The 17,644-nt window shown below is 30.8% G+C and carries 15 protein-coding genes; 6 read left to right on the plus strand and 9 right to left on the minus strand.

The window, feature by feature from the left end; all coding sequences use genetic code 11:
* Positions 1-51: 51 nt before the first annotated feature.
* Both LY08_RS09475 and LY08_RS09480 read right to left on the minus strand, forming a co-directional pair.
* Positions 52-1,779 (minus strand): porin family protein, encoded by a 1,728-nt coding sequence (locus tag LY08_RS09475; RefSeq protein WP_111660210.1) that lies wholly within the window; start codon positions 1,777-1,779, stop codon positions 52-54.
* A gap of 38 nt (positions 1,780-1,817) precedes the next feature.
* Entirely contained in the window at positions 1,818-4,838 is a 3,021-nt protein-coding gene (locus tag LY08_RS09480) for a tetratricopeptide repeat protein (RefSeq protein ID WP_111660211.1), read from the minus strand.
* 173 nt (positions 4,839-5,011) lie between these two features.
* Here LY08_RS09480 and LY08_RS09485 point away from each other — a divergent pair, with 173 nt between their 5' ends.
* The 5 genes from LY08_RS09485 to LY08_RS09505 are packed head-to-tail and all read left to right on the plus strand — an operon-like array spanning position 5,012 to position 9,602.
* Positions 5,012-5,734, plus strand: coding sequence for a glycosyltransferase (locus LY08_RS09485; protein ID WP_111660212.1), 723 nt, complete (start codon positions 5,012-5,014; stop codon positions 5,732-5,734).
* Entirely contained in the window at positions 5,731-7,077 is a 1,347-nt protein-coding gene (locus LY08_RS09490; RefSeq protein ID WP_111660213.1) for a glycosyltransferase family protein, read from the plus strand. The genes LY08_RS09485 and LY08_RS09490 overlap by 4 nt, the downstream gene beginning before the upstream one ends.
* 9 nt (positions 7,078-7,086) lie before the next feature.
* Positions 7,087-7,773 carry a cell division ATP-binding protein FtsE gene (locus tag LY08_RS09495; protein WP_111660214.1) on the plus strand — a complete coding sequence of 229 codons (687 nt, stop codon included), beginning with the start codon at positions 7,087-7,089 and terminating at the stop codon, positions 7,771-7,773.
* Between the two features lie 3 nt (positions 7,774-7,776).
* Complete coding sequence (locus LY08_RS09500; protein ID WP_111660215.1) at positions 7,777-8,667, plus strand: glycosyltransferase family 2 protein; 891 nt, start codon at positions 7,777-7,779, stop codon at positions 8,665-8,667.
* Positions 8,664-9,602: a glycosyltransferase family 2 protein gene (locus LY08_RS09505; RefSeq protein ID WP_111660216.1), complete on the plus strand. Its 939-nt coding sequence runs from the start codon at positions 8,664-8,666 to the stop codon at positions 9,600-9,602. The genes LY08_RS09500 and LY08_RS09505 overlap by 4 nt, the downstream gene beginning before the upstream one ends.
* Here the strand turns inward: LY08_RS09505 and LY08_RS09510 are convergent.
* On the minus strand, positions 9,585-9,992 hold the full coding sequence (locus LY08_RS09510; RefSeq protein WP_111660217.1) for a sugar 3,4-ketoisomerase: 408 nt from the start codon (positions 9,990-9,992) through the stop codon (positions 9,585-9,587). The genes LY08_RS09505 and LY08_RS09510 overlap by 18 nt on opposite strands.
* Complete coding sequence (locus tag LY08_RS09515; protein WP_158526732.1) at positions 9,985-10,770, minus strand: glycosyltransferase family A protein; 786 nt, start codon at positions 10,768-10,770, stop codon at positions 9,985-9,987. The genes LY08_RS09510 and LY08_RS09515 overlap by 8 nt, the downstream gene beginning before the upstream one ends.
* 88 nt (positions 10,771-10,858) lie before the next feature.
* Here LY08_RS09515 and LY08_RS09520 point away from each other — a divergent pair, with 88 nt between their 5' ends.
* A complete protein-coding gene (locus LY08_RS09520; protein WP_111660219.1) occupies positions 10,859-12,001 on the plus strand; it encodes a glycosyltransferase family protein in 1,143 nt (380 codons plus the stop codon).
* On the opposite strand, the gene LY08_RS09525 is transcribed toward LY08_RS09520, so the two are convergent.
* From LY08_RS09525 to typA, 5 genes are all read right to left on the minus strand, one after another.
* Positions 12,002-13,309, minus strand: a complete 1,308-nt coding sequence (locus LY08_RS09525; RefSeq protein WP_111660220.1) for an O-antigen translocase — start codon at positions 13,307-13,309, stop codon at positions 12,002-12,004.
* Complete coding sequence (locus LY08_RS09530) at positions 13,310-14,413, minus strand: DegT/DnrJ/EryC1/StrS family aminotransferase (RefSeq protein ID WP_111660221.1); 1,104 nt, start codon at positions 14,411-14,413, stop codon at positions 13,310-13,312.
* Positions 14,410-15,282 (minus strand): GNAT family N-acetyltransferase, encoded by an 873-nt coding sequence (locus LY08_RS09535; RefSeq protein ID WP_245907576.1) that lies wholly within the window; start codon positions 15,280-15,282, stop codon positions 14,410-14,412. The genes LY08_RS09530 and LY08_RS09535 overlap by 4 nt, the downstream gene beginning before the upstream one ends.
* 132 nt (positions 15,283-15,414) lie before the next feature.
* Entirely contained in the window at positions 15,415-15,654 is a 240-nt protein-coding gene (locus tag LY08_RS09540) for a uroporphyrinogen decarboxylase (protein WP_111660223.1), read from the minus strand.
* A gap of 111 nt (positions 15,655-15,765) precedes the next feature.
* Positions 15,766-17,565: a translational GTPase TypA gene (gene typA, locus LY08_RS09545; RefSeq protein ID WP_111660224.1), complete on the minus strand. Its 1,800-nt coding sequence runs from the start codon at positions 17,563-17,565 to the stop codon at positions 15,766-15,768.
* Positions 17,566-17,644 lie beyond the last annotated feature (79 nt).

The following is a 17,644-nucleotide window of genomic DNA, read 5'->3' on the forward strand; positions in this document are numbered from 1 at the left end:
GCTTTTTTAAATTGTAATAGTCTTCACTTTTTTAATATGATCGAGAATATTTTAAAAATCAAACTTATAAGTTGCACCTGCTAAAAACTGAATGCCTTGTACTGGTGTGTTTTGCCATTTAGTATATTCTTCGCCTACAATATTATTAGCTTTTGCAAATACCGAAAAACGGTCGTTAATATTGTAACCAACGTGTGCATTAGCATCAAAATAACTATCTAAAGTAACCTCTCCAAAAGTTGGAGTGATTAAACTTGGTACGTTAAACTGATCTTTACGTTCTCCTATGTAGTATAGATTTGCTCCTGCAAACCAATGTTGGGTTATTTGGTAATCTAAAAATAATGAGGCTTTAATATCTGGAAGATTCCAAGCTTCTTCTTCGTTTTTAACATCGTAAGCAAAATATTCTCCTTTAATACCCAAAGTAAAATTTCTGTTCACATCTACATTTAATTCTCCAGCAATACTAAAGGTTGTGACGTCGTCATAAGTTACTCCAAAAGAGTTTCCGTAAGTATAAGGCTCTGAGGTTTGCGTCACGTCATTGTTAACAAATAAAGCCTTGTTTTTTTCTGCTATATAATGTCCACTAACCGAATAACTCATGGTATTAGACAACTTCCCTTTTAATCCAATAGAGGTATTGTATTGTTGATCTGTTGGAGCCACAAATAAATTTGGTGACACAAACGGGTTTTGTTGAGCAAAATCGTAATACGAATTTTGGATCAACCCACCCTTAATAGTTCCAAATGCAATTAATACCTCATCTACTAATCTATAACTTGCAGAAATGTTTGGGTAAATAAAGAACTTATTTTTACTAGCTTCAGTATCATTTAAGTAAACTGCCTTCACCCCTAAATCCACAGTTAGGTCGTCTTGTTTTAACTGAAACGTTGGTGCAACACCAACTTGGAAATTACCATAGTTTATTTCTGTGTCAGCATCATAAGCTTTATCAAAATTTCCGCTTAAATAATCTGTAAATACTTCAATGTCTACATCGTTATCTTGAATATTTATGGTTCCTGTTCCGTTAGCTTTAAACCTATTTTCTCCAGAACCATAATTATCTCCAAATCGTCTAAAAAACACACTACCAGAGGTTATAATGGCATCTTCAAAAGTAATATCACCTCCAACATATCCATTGGTAAAATTGTGACCTACATCTAAACCATCTGCTGTTGTCTGATTAAATAAAGGTTGTTGTAATCCATACCAATTATAAGTTTGATATTGAAAACCACCTAAAACAGACCAACTGTAATCACGATTATTTTTACTGTAGGTTAAGTTTAGTTTTGAGTCTGAAAACCCATTATCTGTCATTACATTTTCTATATCTCCTTGTGAGGAATGATGACCAACATAAGCACTAAAAATCTCATCTCTACCAATTGCATGGTTTAAATACACCTCACCCAAAATAGTTGTATATGTTCCTACACCTAATGTCGCATAGTTATCAAAAAGTTTTACTTTTTTTGCTTTATCAACTACTGCAGCTTTACCCTTTGCAGGTGTAAATGTTGATGCTACTGGAAATGAAAAAATATTATATTTTACCTCTTTTTTTGTAGTGGTCTCGGTATCATCTAAAGTTGGGGTTTCCTTTACTTTAAACGCATCAGATATAGTTGGCGTATAAGGTTTTACAACATCTATAACTCCTGTTTGTATGGTATCGTTTTCTCTGTCTTGGGCAAATGCTAAGACAGTAATTAACAACGAAACAATTAATAAAATGATTTGCTTTTTTTTATTAAACATAATTGATATTTATGAATGACAATTGTCGATTGATGATTTTAGTCTTCAGTGATTACTGACGAATTTGTTTTAGCTTCTTCAGCTTTAATTTTATTCAATTCGGTTTGTGCTTCTGCTTTTACATCCTCAAAATTTGAAAAGTTTTTTATAACACTTTCTAAGATATAAGTAGCTTGAAACGCATCGCCTAGAGCGTAAAAATTCTTAGCCATAACGACTAAGCCTTTTGCACCATAGTATTTGTAACCAGAATAATCTTTAGCTAATCGCTGAGTGATCTTGTTAGACTCGTTATACAAACCGTCTTTATTTTTAAAGTACGCATTGTAGTACAAGGCTTCTGCAGCAGTCTCACCAGTTGCAAAGGTTTCAACTTGTGCGTAAGCTGTTCTAGCTTTAGCTTCATTGTTAGTTTTAATTGCAGAACGTGCAATAATGACGTAGGCATCACTTCTAATTTTATTGTCCAAATTAACATTACCCAGCACTTTTTCCGCGTAAGCGACTGCTTGATTATACTTGTTTAATTGGTAATTAGCTTGCATTAAATTAGACTGAGCAAATAAACTATTTTGTGGAAAGTTAGCTTCTGCTTCTAAACGTTGTAAGGTTGGGATAGCTGCATTCCAATCTTTTTTATCTAATTGAATTTGCGCCAAACGCAACAAAGCTTCTTCAGAAAATTCGCTTTGTGATTGATTAACAACATAAGCATAATGTGGTTCTGCATTAGACTTTAAATCTTTTTTAAAGTATAGTTGCGCTAAATAAAAATGGGCTTGTGTAGCGTGTAAGCCTTTTGGAAACTGGTTTAAGTAACCATTAAATTGTTTGATGGCTTCATTGACATTTTCATCTAAATACTGTTTTTCTGCAGCTTCATAGGTTGCGTTGTCTAAATCGGCATCTGTAACCTCTACAAAATCTAACGTTCTTACCCAAGCAGCATACTCGTTTACCTTACCTAAATCAATATAAATCAATCTTGCTGTAGCTACTGCTTGATTAGCTTCTGGAGTTCCTGGATAGTCTTTTGCAACCGATTTAAACGTGTTTAGCGCTTGTTGGTTTTGACTAGCATTGTAATACACTAATCCTTGACGTAATTGTCCTTTGCTGGCAAATGGACTGTTACTATACTCTTTTTTAAGTTGGTTGTAAATAGCAATTGCTTTAGCATCTTGACCAGCCTTAACATAACTATTACCCAAAGCATACATCGCATCGTCACGTAATTTTGATGTTGGATATTTAGATATGAATTGTTCTAACTGAATGGTTTTACTACTTTCGTTTCCAATAAATCCATGACTCATCGCTTTCTGGAAAAACGCATAATCGTTTTCCATAGTTCCTACTTGCATTGCGTTGTCGTAAGCCGAAATAGCTTCACTGTAACGACTAGACACAAAATAACCATCTGCAAGACGTAAATACGCATCGTTTAATCTAACCTTGTCCGATTGATTTTTTTGAATGTACTGATTAAAATACGTTGTTGCTTGGTCATAATTTTTTTGTTTGAAATAGGTATAAGCAATATTATAATCTAAATTTTTAAACTCTGATGTAGTTGAAGCTACACTTTGTTGTGCAAACTGCTTAAAGCCTATTAACGCATCATCATAGTTAGTTAAATTATAATCGGTTTCGGCTTTCCAAAAGGTAGCTCTAGCTGTAAATTTTTGGTCTTGTTGCTCTTTTAAAGATTTATCAAAAAGGCTTTCTGCTTCTTGATATTTGCTGTCGTTAAATAACTCTAAACCTCTATAAAACGCAACTTTTTGATAAGCGACTTTGCTTTCAAAACTGTTTTTATTTTTTAATAACTCTAAAGCTTCTTTATAGTTTTTTGAGGTGATGTACGAATCTATTAACAATGTTTCTACCTCTTCTTTGTATTGTGTGTTTGGATACTTCTCTAAATAACCGGTTAACACTTGTGGTACCGATTGGTAAGCATTACCAATCTCATAACTAATTTTGGCATAATTTAACCACGCATCTTCTTGGATTTTTAAATCGTAATCCATCTGTGAGGCGTTTCTAAAGGCGTTTAAAGCTTCTTGTTTTTTGCCAACATTAACATAGCTTTCTCCTAAATGGTAGTACGCATTTTGTGCCACACTATTATCTGCACTTACAATTTTATTAAACTCTGATATGGCTTTGTCATAATCTTTTTGCTTGTAATAGGCATATCCAAGTTGGTAGTAATCGGTATTGCTCCATTTACCTTTTCTGCCTTTATATTCTGTTAGATACGGAATAGCTTCGCTATATTGTTCTAGGTTGAAATAGCTTTCACCTATAATCTTATTTAATTCAGACACTTCGTCTCTATCGCTAGTAGGCAGTTTTTCTTTGGCTAGCTCGATAGCTTTTTCAAATTTCCCTAATTTGAAATTTAAATCGGCTTGATAGTAACTTAGTTTTTCTTTATACTTTTCTTCATTACTAACTTGCTCAAAGTACTTATTTGCGCCATCATAATCATCCCCTTCATAAGACATAAAACCTAAATAATATTTGGCTTGAGACCCATATTTTTGAGAGGTTTCTACACGTGTTAAATATTTTTTAGCGTCTTTATAATTTTTTGTAATAAACGATGCATATCCATAATTAAAATTATAAGATTCTTTATCTGCTTTTGATAAAGCATTGTCCTCTACTTTAGCGTACCATTTTTGAGCGTAAGCATATTTACCATTGGTAAAATAGTAGTCAGCAACGTCTAGAAAAGCCGTATTACGTTTGGTACTTGTTGGATACTCTTCTACAAAACGCTCCATTAGCACATCCGCATTTTGCTGATTTAATCTAATAGCTGCATTGGCAATATAAAAGGCACAATTACTCTGAATGTTTTTGTCATTAGACGCCTTTTTTATCTGAGTAAATAAATTTTGAGAGGCTAAATACTGCTGGCTATTATATAGCTGTAATGCTTTTTGATAATCTCCCAAACTACTAGTGTACACAGCAGATTCTTGTGCAAGTATCTGAAAACAAAACGCTAAGGATATTAAAAATGTAAGTTGCTTTTTTACTAACATTGACATTGTTTTTTAATTCTAAATCAAAGATAAATTAATCTATAGGTCTAACGTTAGAATTAACTAATAATTATAAACGGAGTTATTAAAAATGAAAAATAGCAACCCATTTTGAGTATTGCTATTTAAACAATACATTTACAAACACATCAAAAATTCTTACTTTTTTTTAAATGCCATCTAGCTGTATTATAATCCCTTGTTACAACGAAGCCAAAAGGCTTAATGTTGATGCTTTTAAAGCCTTTCAAAAAAACAACTCTAATTTTGATATGTGTTTTGTTAATGATGGTAGTACAGACGACACGATGTCTATTTTAAATGAATTAAAAAATTTAGATTCTGGTATAAAAATTATTAATTTTAAGCTTAACAAAGGTAAAGCCGAAGCTATAAGACATGCTGTTTTAAAGCTTTCTGAATATGATTACATTGGGTATTTAGATGCGGATTTATCGACACCATTAGCAGAAATTTCAAGACTGTTAACCATAGCTAAAACAGAACAAATAGAATTTGTTTTAGGCTCTAGAATAAAAATTATTGGTAGTTCTATACAACGAAAGGCCTATCGTCATTTTTTTGGTCGTGTTGTTGCCACATTTATAGATTCTGGAATCTTAAAACTTGACATTTATGACACACAATGTGGTGCAAAAATCATTAAAAATGATTTAGCTCAACAATTGTTTAAGCAACCTTTTAAAACAAAATGGCTATTTGATGTCGAGTTGCTAGCAAGGTTAAAAAAAGAAAAAGGTTTAACGTATTGTAAAACACAAGTTAAAGAAATCCCTTTGCAAAAATGGCATGACGATGGTGACACCCGAATTACTTTTTTTGAGTTTTTAAAAACACCTTTTGATTTACTTAAAATCTATTGGCAATATAAATGAGTGTCTTAAACAAAATAAATACTATTGTAAACAGAGGCACTATTTCTGCACTTATTACTTATGCTATAATAATAAGAGTTTTGGTGTTTTTTGGGTATTATGCAATTACTATTTTTCCAGATTCTGAAGACTATATTTTTTTAGCACAAAAAATATCTGAATTAGATTTAACTAATTATTCTGGAAAACGCACACCAGGCTATCCAATACTATTAGCATTACTACAAAACAGTAAAGTTGCCTTAGTTTTTTTTCAAATAATACTAGGAATTATATCGACATTTTTAGTTTATGATATTTCAAAACGACTTAATAATAATAAAATTATTGGTTTTTGGACTGCAATATTTTACACTTCATTTTTACATGTTTTGTTTTATGATTTTGCGATTTTAACAGAAGCATTCACCAACTTTTTACTTTTACTGAGCATCTGGTTGATAACAAAATACCAGCTATTTGAGGTCAAAAAAAATCCAATACCTTACTTTTTACTTTCTGTTATTTCAGCTTGGTTGTACTTAACTAGACCTATATTTATTTACATTCCTATTGGCTTTGCTGTTTTTGATATAATAAAGTCGTTTAACACTAATATTATTGATGCCTTCAGAAGAAGTGTTATTGTTTTATGCATACCACTTTTAAGTTATTTTATTTGGAATTCTCACAACCAGCTTACCATTGGACACTTTACAAATACGCAATATTTTGGCATCAATCTAGCACAAACCGCAACTCCGTTTTTTGATAAAGCACCCAATGACCATGCACTAATTAGAGATATAGTGGTTAAACATCGTGACTCTGTTTTACAAAAAAACCCAAGGTTATTACCAATGAGTGTTTGGCTAGCTCATAAAGAATTACTTGAAAAAACTGGATTAAATGAAGTAGAACTATCCAACACCCTTGGACAAATTTCTAAAGATTTGTTTAAAGCACATCCTGATTTGTATGCAAAACAAGTTGCAACCTCCTGGTTACTATTTTGGGGCAACCAAGACAGCCTAAAATGGGAATACAATAAAATTTCTAATAACTATTTTAAATATTTAGCCACTAGCTTTTGGCTATACTTTCAGCAATACTTATTAGTTATTATAAATGTGTTGTTTTTAGTGTTTTCTGCAATTAAGATATTTCGTTTTTTTAAAGCGCCAAAACAACATTTTGACACCAACTTATTTATAGTCTGTATTGTGCTTTCCGGGTCGTTAGCACAAGCTTTGGTTGCATTTGGTTCAAATAGCAGATTTTGCTTTCCTTTTTTCGCATTAATTGTTTACTTTGTCATATATAATATTGTTAAATACAAACACGTTATTTCATCTAAAAATTAAAAACCATATATGTCTAAAACTGTTTTAAAATTAAAAGACGCTTCTATTTTTCAAGGTAATAGCTTAGTGTTATCTGAAGTTAATCTTGAAGTAAACAAAGGTGATTTTGTGTATTTAATAGGTAAAACAGGTTCTGGAAAAAGTAGTTTTATGAAAACCCTTTATGGCGATTTAAAGCTTACAAAGGGCGAAGGGCATATAGTAGATTTTGATTTACCAACTTTAAAAGAAAAAGATATCCCATTTTTACGCAGAAAACTTGGCATTGTATTTCAAGACTTTAAATTACTTACCGATAGAACCATAAATGACAATTTATTATTTGTTTTAAAAGCAACAGGTTGGAAAGACAAAGCAAAAATGAAAGACCGTGTAGCTTCTGTATTGAAAAAAGTAGATATGGAAACTAAGGGGTTTAAATTTCCGCATGAATTATCTGGTGGAGAACAACAACGTGTTGCCATAGCACGTGCTTTATTAAATGACCCAGAATTAATATTAGCAGATGAGCCTACAGGAAACCTAGATCCTCAAACTAGTATTGAAGTTATGGAAGTGTTACAAGATATTAACAAAAATGGCAATACCATTTTAATGGCTACACACGATTATGCTTTACTTTTAAAGTACCCAAGTAAAACATTAAAATGTGATGACAATAAGGTTTTTGAGGTTGTACAACGTAAAGCCAACTAAACTATGCTATCTGTTTTAATACCAACTTATAATTATAATGTTACCAAGTTGGTATATGCTTTACATGAGCAATTGATGGCTTCAAAAATTGCTTTTGAAATTATCGTTTTTGATGATGGTTCTACATCTAAAATTATTGAAGAGAACCAAATATTAAACACCCTAAATGATGTTACCTATAAGGTTAATCCTAAAAACGTTGGCTTAAGTAATAACAGAAATCTTTTAGCTAAAGCCTCCTCTTACGAATATATACTTTTTATAGATGGTGACTCCTTAGTCATTAATCAAACTTATATTAGCAATTACCTGCAAGCAATAACTACAGACACTGCTATTATTTATGGTGGACGCGTACATCCAAAAGAAGTGTTAAAGCAAAGAAAATTACGTTGGAAATATGGAACACAACGCGAAGATTTAACTGCCAAACAAAGAGAAAAAAACCCTTACAAGCGTATGTTTTGCAACAATACGTTAATGACCAAAACTATTTTTAACACCATAGGGTTTGAAAAAACTCTAACCCAATATGGGCATGAAGACACATTATTTGCTTATAAAGCTAGTCTATTAAAAGCTTCTGTACTGCATATAGATAACCCTATTTTACATGGTGATGTAGATTATAGCGATGTGTTTATTAAAAAAACTAAAAAAGGATTACAAAATTTAAATTACATCTATAAATCTAAGTTGATTGATTATCAATTTATTCCCTTTTTAGGATACTTTACAAAACTGAAACAATGGAAACTTAATTATGTTTTAGCAGCCAGCTATTACATACTAAGTCCATTAATTCAATTAAATTTAACTTCAAATCGTCCTTCTTTGTTTTTATTTGATTTGTTTAGAATTAGCTACTTTTGTCATATCAATCTAAAAACATGAGCTGTTTCTTCTCTGTAGCTATACCAGTTTATAACAAGGAAAAATATATTTTAAACACCTTAACCTCTGTTTTAAATCAGTCGTTTCAAGATTTTGAAATTATTTTAGTTGATGATGGCTCTACAGATGACAGTTTAAAAATTATTGAGTCTTTAGAAGACCAAAGAATAACCCTTATTAAGCAAAAAAACCAAGGTGCTTCTGTTGCCAGAAACAATGCAATTATGGCAGCTAAAGGTAAATACATAGCCACACTTGATGCTGATGATTTATGGGAAAGCAACCATTTACAAGCTCTTAAAGAGTGTATTGAAAGTATTGACAACGCAGTGTTGTATTGTACTAATTATAGAATAAAAAGAACTAATGGTTTTATTACAAATGCCAAATTTAATTTTGAATATGGCAATACCTGTCAACTGGTAGAAGATTTTTTTGAAGCAAATATTATAAACTACATTCCTCATTCCTCCTCTGTTGCTTTTAAAAAGGAAGATTTTTTAAGTATTGGAGGCTATAATCCTAAATATAGGACTGGTCAAGACATTGACCTTTGGATAAAATTTGCTCTGTATGGTAATATTGCTTTTAATCCAAAAATTACTATGCTTTATAACTTTTATGATGAAGATAGTCTTTCTAATAGCAATTTAAATACAGATCGAAAATTATTGATAACTAGCTTTAAAAAAGCAGAAACAAATCACCCTTCTTTAAAACGCTATTTAGACATTAAACGTTATGCTTTAGCTATAAGATACAGATTTTTAAATGAAGAAGACAAAGCTAATGAGTTGATAAAAGACATTAATCCAAATCATTTAAATAAAAAACAACGATTACTTTTAAAATGCCCAAGGTTTATTCTTATTACAATGAAAAAGCTTCAGCAATTCTTATTAAAGAACAATATCTATTTATCGGCTTTTAGATAATTTAAAATCTTGGTAATCTCTTATATAATCGCTTTCTAAAAATACGTCTGACGCTAAGACTAAGCACACAGATCCTGAAGAAAAATTTTCTAATTCTCTCCAAATTCCTGGTACAATATGTAAACCTTTATCAGGTTTATTTAAGGTAACTGTTTTTTTATTGGTTGCATCATCTATAATAACATCAAAACTACCACTTAACGGAATTAAAAACTCGTGTTGTGCGATATGCGAATGACCACCTCTAAAGGCATCACTAGGCACATCATACAAATAATAAACACGCTTTATAGGATAAGGTAAACTATCTTTTTCAATAATAGCTAGATTACCTCTACTGTCTTTTACTTTCGGGATTTCTATAAGCTTTACATCTTCAATTTTAGTCATGTGTATTTTGTTTATTTAGCCTTTTATAATGGCTAATACCTTTTAGTCCAATTTTAAATTTGCTTAACAATTGACTACTTTTAATATAACCCTGTTTATTTAATAAATATAAGTGTTTTATAAGTTTTAAGTAACCTAAGATACCAGAATACTTATAATATAAAGCTGCTCTTGCAAAAATCAGCTTATCATTACCATTATCTTGTCCTGAACTAAATTTTGGGTGCGATAAAATTGGTTGTGGTTCAAATATAAGGGTTAGGTTTTTCTGTAAAGCCTCTCTTAAAAATATATACTCGTCTGCAGTTTGAAAATCACTACCAAGCCCAAAAGCTTCATCAAAATACAAATTACTATTTATAATTTGTTTTCTATTAAACCCAATAACCACAGAGTTCACATTTTTTATAGTCTCTAAATCATGTTGTTTTTTATCGGAATATATTTTGAAGTCGTTACCATCAAAATCCTGCATTTTAAAGGTAATAATATCTGCTTCGGGATAGGTAGTAAAGGATTTAATGATACAATCAGAAAACTGTTTTTTATACTTTACATCGTCATCTGCTAATAAACAAATATCACCTGTTGCATTTTTTATGGCAAGGTTTCTACTTTTAGCTAAACCTTTTTCAAAAGCATTGATAACTCTAATATTTTCATAGTTAGAACGTAGTAGATTGTGTTCTTCGGTTTGATTGATGATTAAAATATTAAAGTCTAAATAATTATGTTCAGGGAATAAATGAGTTAAAAAATCTAGGGATGTTCTATTCATTGTAGACAATAGAATCTCTAATTTTAAACCATTGTTACTGGCATTCCTCATTAATAATTATATTTGAAAACAAATGTATAAAATATAAATGAAGATATTACTGGTTGGAGAGTATAGTCGGCTTCACAATTCGTTAAAAGAAGGGTTAGAAGCATTGGGTCACCAGGTCACTCTTGTGGCTTCTGGAGATGGCTTTAAAAACTTTTCTGCAGATATCAAACTAGTTTCAATAATAAAAAATAGCTTGTTTTTAAATTTTATAAATAAGGTTTTTATTAGAGTTTTTAATATAGATTTTATAAAAATTGAAAATGCTTATCGGTTTAAAAAAGTACTTCCTAAATTACATCAATTTGATGTTGTACAACTTATAAACGAAGACAGCCTAAACATTTATCCAAAACATCAAATTAAGCTTTTAAAGCAACTTAAATCTCAAAACAAAAGCTTGTTTTTATTGTGTTGTGGTGATGACTATTTGACCACTAAATATTTTTTAGAACAAAATCCTAGATATTCTATATTAACACCCTTTTTAAAAGACCAGTCACTTAAAAACAAATTTAACTACTCATTAAAATACATTACAAAGCCATACAAAACATTACACTACTACATATTTAGCACTATCAAAGGTGTTATTGCTACAGATTTAGATTATCATATCCCAATGCAAAATGAGTCGCGTTATTTAGGCCTCATTCCAAATCCTATAAACATTGACAGTATATCTCCTATTCCATTAAAATTTAATGATAAAATTATCATCTTTCATGGAGTAAACAAACTATCAAAAATTAAAAAAGGAAATAGTTACTTTGAAAAAGCTTTAGAAATAATAAACAGCAAATATGGAGATAAAGTAATTATAAAAACTACCGAAAACCTACCTTACAACACCTACATTAAAAGTTATAACAGCGCACATATAGTATTAGATCAAATTTATGCTTTTGATCAAGGTTATAATGCATTAGAGGCGATGTGCAAAGGAAAGGTTGTGTTTACAGGCGCAGAAAAAGAATGGTTAGAGTATTATAATCTTGAAGAAGATACCGTTGCAATTAATGCACTTCCAGATGTAGATTATCTTGTCAAAAAGTTAGAATGGTTAATTAATAACCCAAAGCAAATTGAAGTTATTTCTAACAATGCAATTGCATTTATTAAAGCACAGCATCATTATATAGATATTGCTAAAAAATATGTAGACACTTGGAATAAAGCGTGATTATTGGTCTTCAATTTTGTCTGGTATTACACCAAATAATGACGAATAAAATATAAGTAATATAATAGCATAATACATAATGTAAGTTACAAAATGTGCCATATTTGCACCTACTACTCCAAACTCGTCAATTAAATATTTACTAGTATAGTATAAGGTTACTACAGAGAAGGCTTCTGTAATTATGTAATGCCAAAACATACGTTTTGCTAAAAATTGATAGGCAATAACAATAGACAATACTTTTATAAAATCACCCATTAATTGCCATATAAATAATTCTTCTACAGGTTTAAACTCGTCTGTAAAAACCATTTGAATAATTAAATGTCTTAAAAAATAAATAGCAATTAAGCCTAAAGCAAATATTGGAATAATGGTTTTGTAGAAGCTAAAAACTTCTTTTCTAAATTCTTTTATATTATCAATTTCAGAGAATCTAGGTAAAATATACATGGTTAATAATGTACTAACAAACAGCAAATAGTATTTAGACACTCTATTCATAGCCTCCCAAAAACCCGCTTCTTTTAATCCTACATTATCAATAATATAGCTTCTAATTAAAATGGCAATTAAAGGTAAAATAATTGCAGAAAACAATGCCATCCCAGAATAAGAACTCAGCTTTTTTACAAAACCAAAACTAAAGTTACTAGCTTTAATTAAAGGAATAAAGTTTTTACGATTTATAATACCAACCAAAGTGATTAAAAATATTAAAGACTCTGCAATAACAACAGCTATTAAAGCACCATCTATCTGTTCTAACCAAATTAATAAAATGGTAATAACAGCACCTAAAATTTGACCAAATATGTTAAAAATAATAAGGTATTTATACTTTGCAAATCCATTCATGATAGAGAATGAAAACATATTTAAAGCATAAAACGGTAGTGCTATAGCAAAAATCTTAATGACATATGCATAGTTATTGTATTCTTTAAAAATTAAATCGTTGATATAATCTGCATTAAAGTATACTAAAAAACTCATTAGCATCGTAGCAGTAAAACCTAAGTAAAATACTGTTGACAATGTTTTACTTAATTGAAGCGTGTCATTTTTAAATTGTGCGATGTATCTAACAACACCTTTATACAATCCAAGAATTGAAATAGATTGTACTGACCCAACAAAATTTCTGAGGTTACCAACAAGCGCCATTCCCTCTGACCCAACAAAAAGTGCAATAAATTTTGAAGTTAAAAAACCAGCAATGATCTTAATGACTACCGACACAGAATTAAGTGACGCAACCTTAATTAAAACATTGTTGTTTATGTAATCTAGAACTCTTTTCAATTAGTAATTATTCAGTGTTTCAATTACTGTATCTACCTCTAAATTAGTCATTATCGGACTAATTGGTAAACTCACACAAGTTTCGTGAATTTTTTCTGTTATTGGAAATTTTAAGTGGTTAAATCGATGAAGCGCTTGCTGTTTATGTGGTGGTGTTGGGTAATGTATGGCAGTTTCAATGTTATTTTCTTTTAAATATTGAATAAAATCTTTTCTGTCCTCAACCAAAATGATAAATAAATGAAACACATGATTTTGTGACCCATCATAATAAGGAAGCTTTATTTTTTGGTTTTTTATCTCTGAAAGATACCGTTTTGCAATGGTTTGTCTAGCTGCATTATCTTGATCTAAAGACTTTAGTTTTATATTTAAAAACAATGCTTGTAACTCATCTAACCTAGTATTTACTCCTGCTAAATCGTTAACATTTTTACTAGATGTACCATAATTACGTAGTTTGGTAATTACATTTGCTAATGCCACATCGTTAGTAGTTACTGCTCCTGCATCTCCTAAAGCTCCCAAATTTTTACTTGGATAAAAACTAAAACCTGCTGCATCACTTAAGTTTCCTGCTTTTAATTGAGTGCTAGTATTTTTTGCACCATGTGCTTGAGCTGCATCCTCAAAAACCAATAAACTATGTTTTTTTGCTAAAGCTAAAATGGGTTCCATAATTGTTAGTTGCCCATACAAATGCACCACTAAAATAGCTTTAGTTTTATTAGTAATATTAGTTTCAATTTCTGAAGCTTCAATATTAAATGTTTCAGGATTTGGCTCTACTAAAACTGGTGTTAATCCTGCTTCAATAATTGCTAAAATAGTAGCTATATAAGTGTTTGCAGGCACAACAACCTCATCTCCTTTAGCTAATCTTTCTAGTTCTATATACCCTTTTAAAATTAATACTAAAGCATCAAAACCGTTGCTTACTCCAATACAATATTTAGTCCCACAATAAGCTGCAAAATTAGTTTCAAAAGTATTTACACCTTCACCTAAGATATAGTGTCCTTTATTTAAAAAAGAAGTAAGTGCTGCTTTAAATTCTGCTTCATGACGAGCATTAATCTGTGGAAGGTCTAAAAATTTAATCATATAAAAACCTGATTTAACTTATCATAATTTTTAGTTTCAACTGAATAAAAATCTTGAACGATTGTTCTGGCTCCAAAACCTTCTTTCCAGTATTGTAATCCTTGATTGACTTGCCTACCTTTGTTTTCGTTTGAAATACCAAAATCAAAATAGCGCTTATCTTTAAACACCTTTGTTATTAAATAATGATGTAAAAAGTCTAAACTTCCAAGTTCATTTTTGTTAATATTTCCCGATATGTATTGGGAATGTGCGACATGTTTAGTTTCAAAAATTGTTGTTCCAGCAACAACCACATTATCTTTATACACATTAAATTGTCTAATGTGTTTAGGAAAACTTTGCTTTAAAGCTGTTATTTCGTCTAAACTATGTACAGGATTTGCATGGTGCTTAGCTTTTAAATTAGGAACCAAAATAGTGTTCCAAAACACATCAAAACTATCTTCTTCTTTAACTATTAAATTATGTTTAACACCTCTTTTATAGCCTTCTTTTCTATCTTTAGAAAAATTGATTTTCTTACTATTATCTATAACTGCCAATGCATCTCTTCTTGTTAATTTAGCATCAACCAAAAACATTAAATAATCCAATTCTTCATTTGGCATACTGCTGTAAATTGCTGGTAATAACTTAATGTTTAGTGTTGCTACCTTATCGTTGTCTAGATGTTTTAAAACTGCTTTAAACAGTTCTACCACAGCATTAAACTTAAGTTTTTCAGTAAATACTAAACCACCATATGTTAATCCTTGATGCGAGTGTAAAGCACCATCTGTAATATTAGCAGGTAGAGCTGCAACTAGTTTTTTTTCTTTAAAAATTAACAACGAATGGTCTGTAAATCGGTCTTTATGGTATTCCATAAAGTCTCGATTAAACAAAAAAGTCGCATTTTTGGCTTTGACTATAAAGTCATTCCAAAGCGACTTATGTTGATCTGTATATGTTGTTATTAAAAAAATATTAGAGATTGTTGGTTACAAGCCTTGAAAGTACTAATTTTTCTTTAAAAACAAGTAATAAAAGTTAACACAACAAATGGCAACATTAGTTAAAATTATAGGAAATCCAACTCTTAAACTTGGCATTAAAAATCCATAAGCTACAAACAGCAAGCAACCTATCATGTTGACCACTCTAAGTTTTTTAATGTCTTTCATGGTAAAAGATAATAAAACAAATAACGATGCTAAATACCCAATGTATTCTGTAAGTGTAATCCCAAATAACTCCATATAGTTTCCGCAAAAGCGGTAAAAGTTTTAATTATTATTAATTTTATATCACAAAAAAGAGAAACACTGTTAGGCATTTCTCTTTTTAATAATATTTGTAATTTAAGATTATTAGATAATCTTATTTCTTTTACGCTCTACTTCTGTTAAGTATATTTTACGTAAACGTAAGTGGTTTGGTGTTACCTCTACATATTCATCTTTTTGAATATATTCTAAAGCCTCTTCTAACGAAAACTTAATTGCAGGTACAATTTTAGCTTTATCATCTGCTCCACTACTACGTACGTTACTTAACTTTTTAGTTTTAGTTACGTTAACTACCATATCGTCACCACGAGAATTTTCTCCAATCACTTGACCTTCGTAAATATCTTCTCCTGGATCAACAAAAAACTTACCTCTATCTTGTAATTTATCGATAGAATAAGGAATGGCTTGACCTTTTTCCATAGACACTAACGATCCGTTTTGACGTTCTGGAATACCACCTTTTAATGGTTGATACTCTTTAAAACGGTGAGCCATAATAGCTTCACCAGCTGTTGCAGTTAGTAATTGATTACGTAATCCAATTATACCTCTAGACGGAATTAAAAACTCGCATACCATACGCTCGCCTTTTGCTTCCATACTTAACATTTCTCCTTTACGCATAGTAACCATTTCTACAGCTTTACCTGATACGTGCTCTGGTAAATCTATAGTCATTTCTTCTACTGGTTCGCATTTAACACCATCAATTTCTTTTATGATAACTTGAGGTTGCCCAATTTGTAACTCGTAACCTTCACGACGCATAGTTTCTATTAACACCGATAAGTGTAATACACCACGTCCAAAAACCATAAATTTATCTGCGCTATCTGTTTCTTCAACACGAAGTGCTAAGTTTTTTTCTAGCTCTTTATTCAGTCTTTCTTTAATATGTCTTGACGTTACAAACTTACCGTCTTTACCAAAAAACGGTGAATCGTTAATGGTAAATAACATACTCATTGTTGGCTCGTCAATTGCGATAGTTTTTAAACCTTCTGGGTTTTCAAAATCGGCAACAGTATCTCCAATATCAAATCCTTCTAGACCTACTATAGCACAAATATCTCCAGTCTGTACTTCGTCTACTTTAATACGACCAAGACCTTCAAAAATATGTAATTCTTTAATTCTGTTTTTAACAATTTTACCATCTCTTTTTACTAAAGAGATTTGTTGTCCTACTTTTAATTCGCCACGAGTTAAACGTCCAATTGCAATACGACCTGTAAAAGACGAAAAGTCTAAAGATGTAATTAACATTTGTGTGTTTCCTTCTGGAATTTTTGGTGCAGGAATATGCTCGATAACCATATCTAATAGTGGTTCGATATTTTCGGTTGGCTTTTGCCAATCGTCGCTCATCCAATTATTTTTTGCAGAACCGTAAACTGTTGGGAAGTCTAACTGCCACTCTTCTGCTCCTAATTCAAACATTAGGTCAAATACTTTTTCATGTACTTCTTCTGGAGTACAGTTTTCTTTATCTACTTTATTTACAACCACACATGGTTTTAAACCTAAATCAATCGCTTTTTGTAATACAAAACGCGTTTGTGGCATTGGTCCTTCAAAAGCATCTACTAATAGTAATACGCCATCTGCCATGTTTAATACACGCTCTACTTCTCCTCCAAAATCGGCGTGACCAGGTGTATCAATGATATTAATTTTTGTGTCTTTATAGATAACAGATACGTTTTTAGAGGTAATTGTAATTCCTCTTTCACGCTCTAAATCGTTGTTATCTAAGATTAGATCTCCTGTATTTTCGTTTTCACGAAACAGTTGACAGTGGTACATAATTTTATCAACCAAAGTTGTTTTACCGTGGTCAACGTGTGCAATAATTGCAATGTTTTTAATATTAGCCATAATAGTGCCTTATTTTAAGCGTGCAAAGGTACTCAATTTTTATCGATTTAAAGGGTTTTATTATTTATTTGATGATTTC

The organism is Olleya aquimaris, assembly GCF_003259525.1.
GTDB lineage: Bacteria > Bacteroidota > Bacteroidia > Flavobacteriales > Flavobacteriaceae > Olleya > Olleya aquimaris.

Coding starts and splice junctions, on each gene's coding strand:
- LY08_RS09475 (WP_111660210.1), bottom strand. CDS start 1,779: ATGTTTAATAAAAAAAAGCAAATCATTTTATTAATTGTTTCGTTGTTA.
- LY08_RS09480 (WP_111660211.1), bottom strand. CDS start 4,838: ATGTTAGTAAAAAAGCAACTTACATTTTTAATATCCTTAGCGTTTTGT.
- LY08_RS09485 (WP_111660212.1), top strand. CDS start 5,012: ATGCCATCTAGCTGTATTATAATCCCTTGTTACAACGAAGCCAAAAGG.
- LY08_RS09490 (WP_111660213.1), top strand. CDS start 5,731: ATGAGTGTCTTAAACAAAATAAATACTATTGTAAACAGAGGCACTATT.
- LY08_RS09495 (WP_111660214.1), top strand. CDS start 7,087: ATGTCTAAAACTGTTTTAAAATTAAAAGACGCTTCTATTTTTCAAGGT.
- LY08_RS09500 (WP_111660215.1), top strand. CDS start 7,777: ATGCTATCTGTTTTAATACCAACTTATAATTATAATGTTACCAAGTTG.
- LY08_RS09505 (WP_111660216.1), top strand. CDS start 8,664: ATGAGCTGTTTCTTCTCTGTAGCTATACCAGTTTATAACAAGGAAAAA.
- LY08_RS09510 (WP_111660217.1), bottom strand. CDS start 9,992: ATGACTAAAATTGAAGATGTAAAGCTTATAGAAATCCCGAAAGTAAAA.
- LY08_RS09515 (WP_158526732.1), bottom strand. CDS start 10,770: ATGAATAGAACATCCCTAGATTTTTTAACTCATTTATTCCCTGAACAT.
- LY08_RS09520 (WP_111660219.1), top strand. CDS start 10,859: ATGAAGATATTACTGGTTGGAGAGTATAGTCGGCTTCACAATTCGTTA.
- LY08_RS09530 (WP_111660221.1), bottom strand. CDS start 14,413: ATGATTAAATTTTTAGACCTTCCACAGATTAATGCTCGTCATGAAGCA.
- LY08_RS09535 (WP_245907576.1), bottom strand. CDS start 15,282: ATGGAATACCATAAAGACCGATTTACAGACCATTCGTTGTTAATTTTT.
- LY08_RS09540 (WP_111660223.1), bottom strand. CDS start 15,654: ATGGAGTTATTTGGGATTACACTTACAGAATACATTGGGTATTTAGCA.
- typA (WP_111660224.1), bottom strand. CDS start 17,565: ATGGCTAATATTAAAAACATTGCAATTATTGCACACGTTGACCACGGT.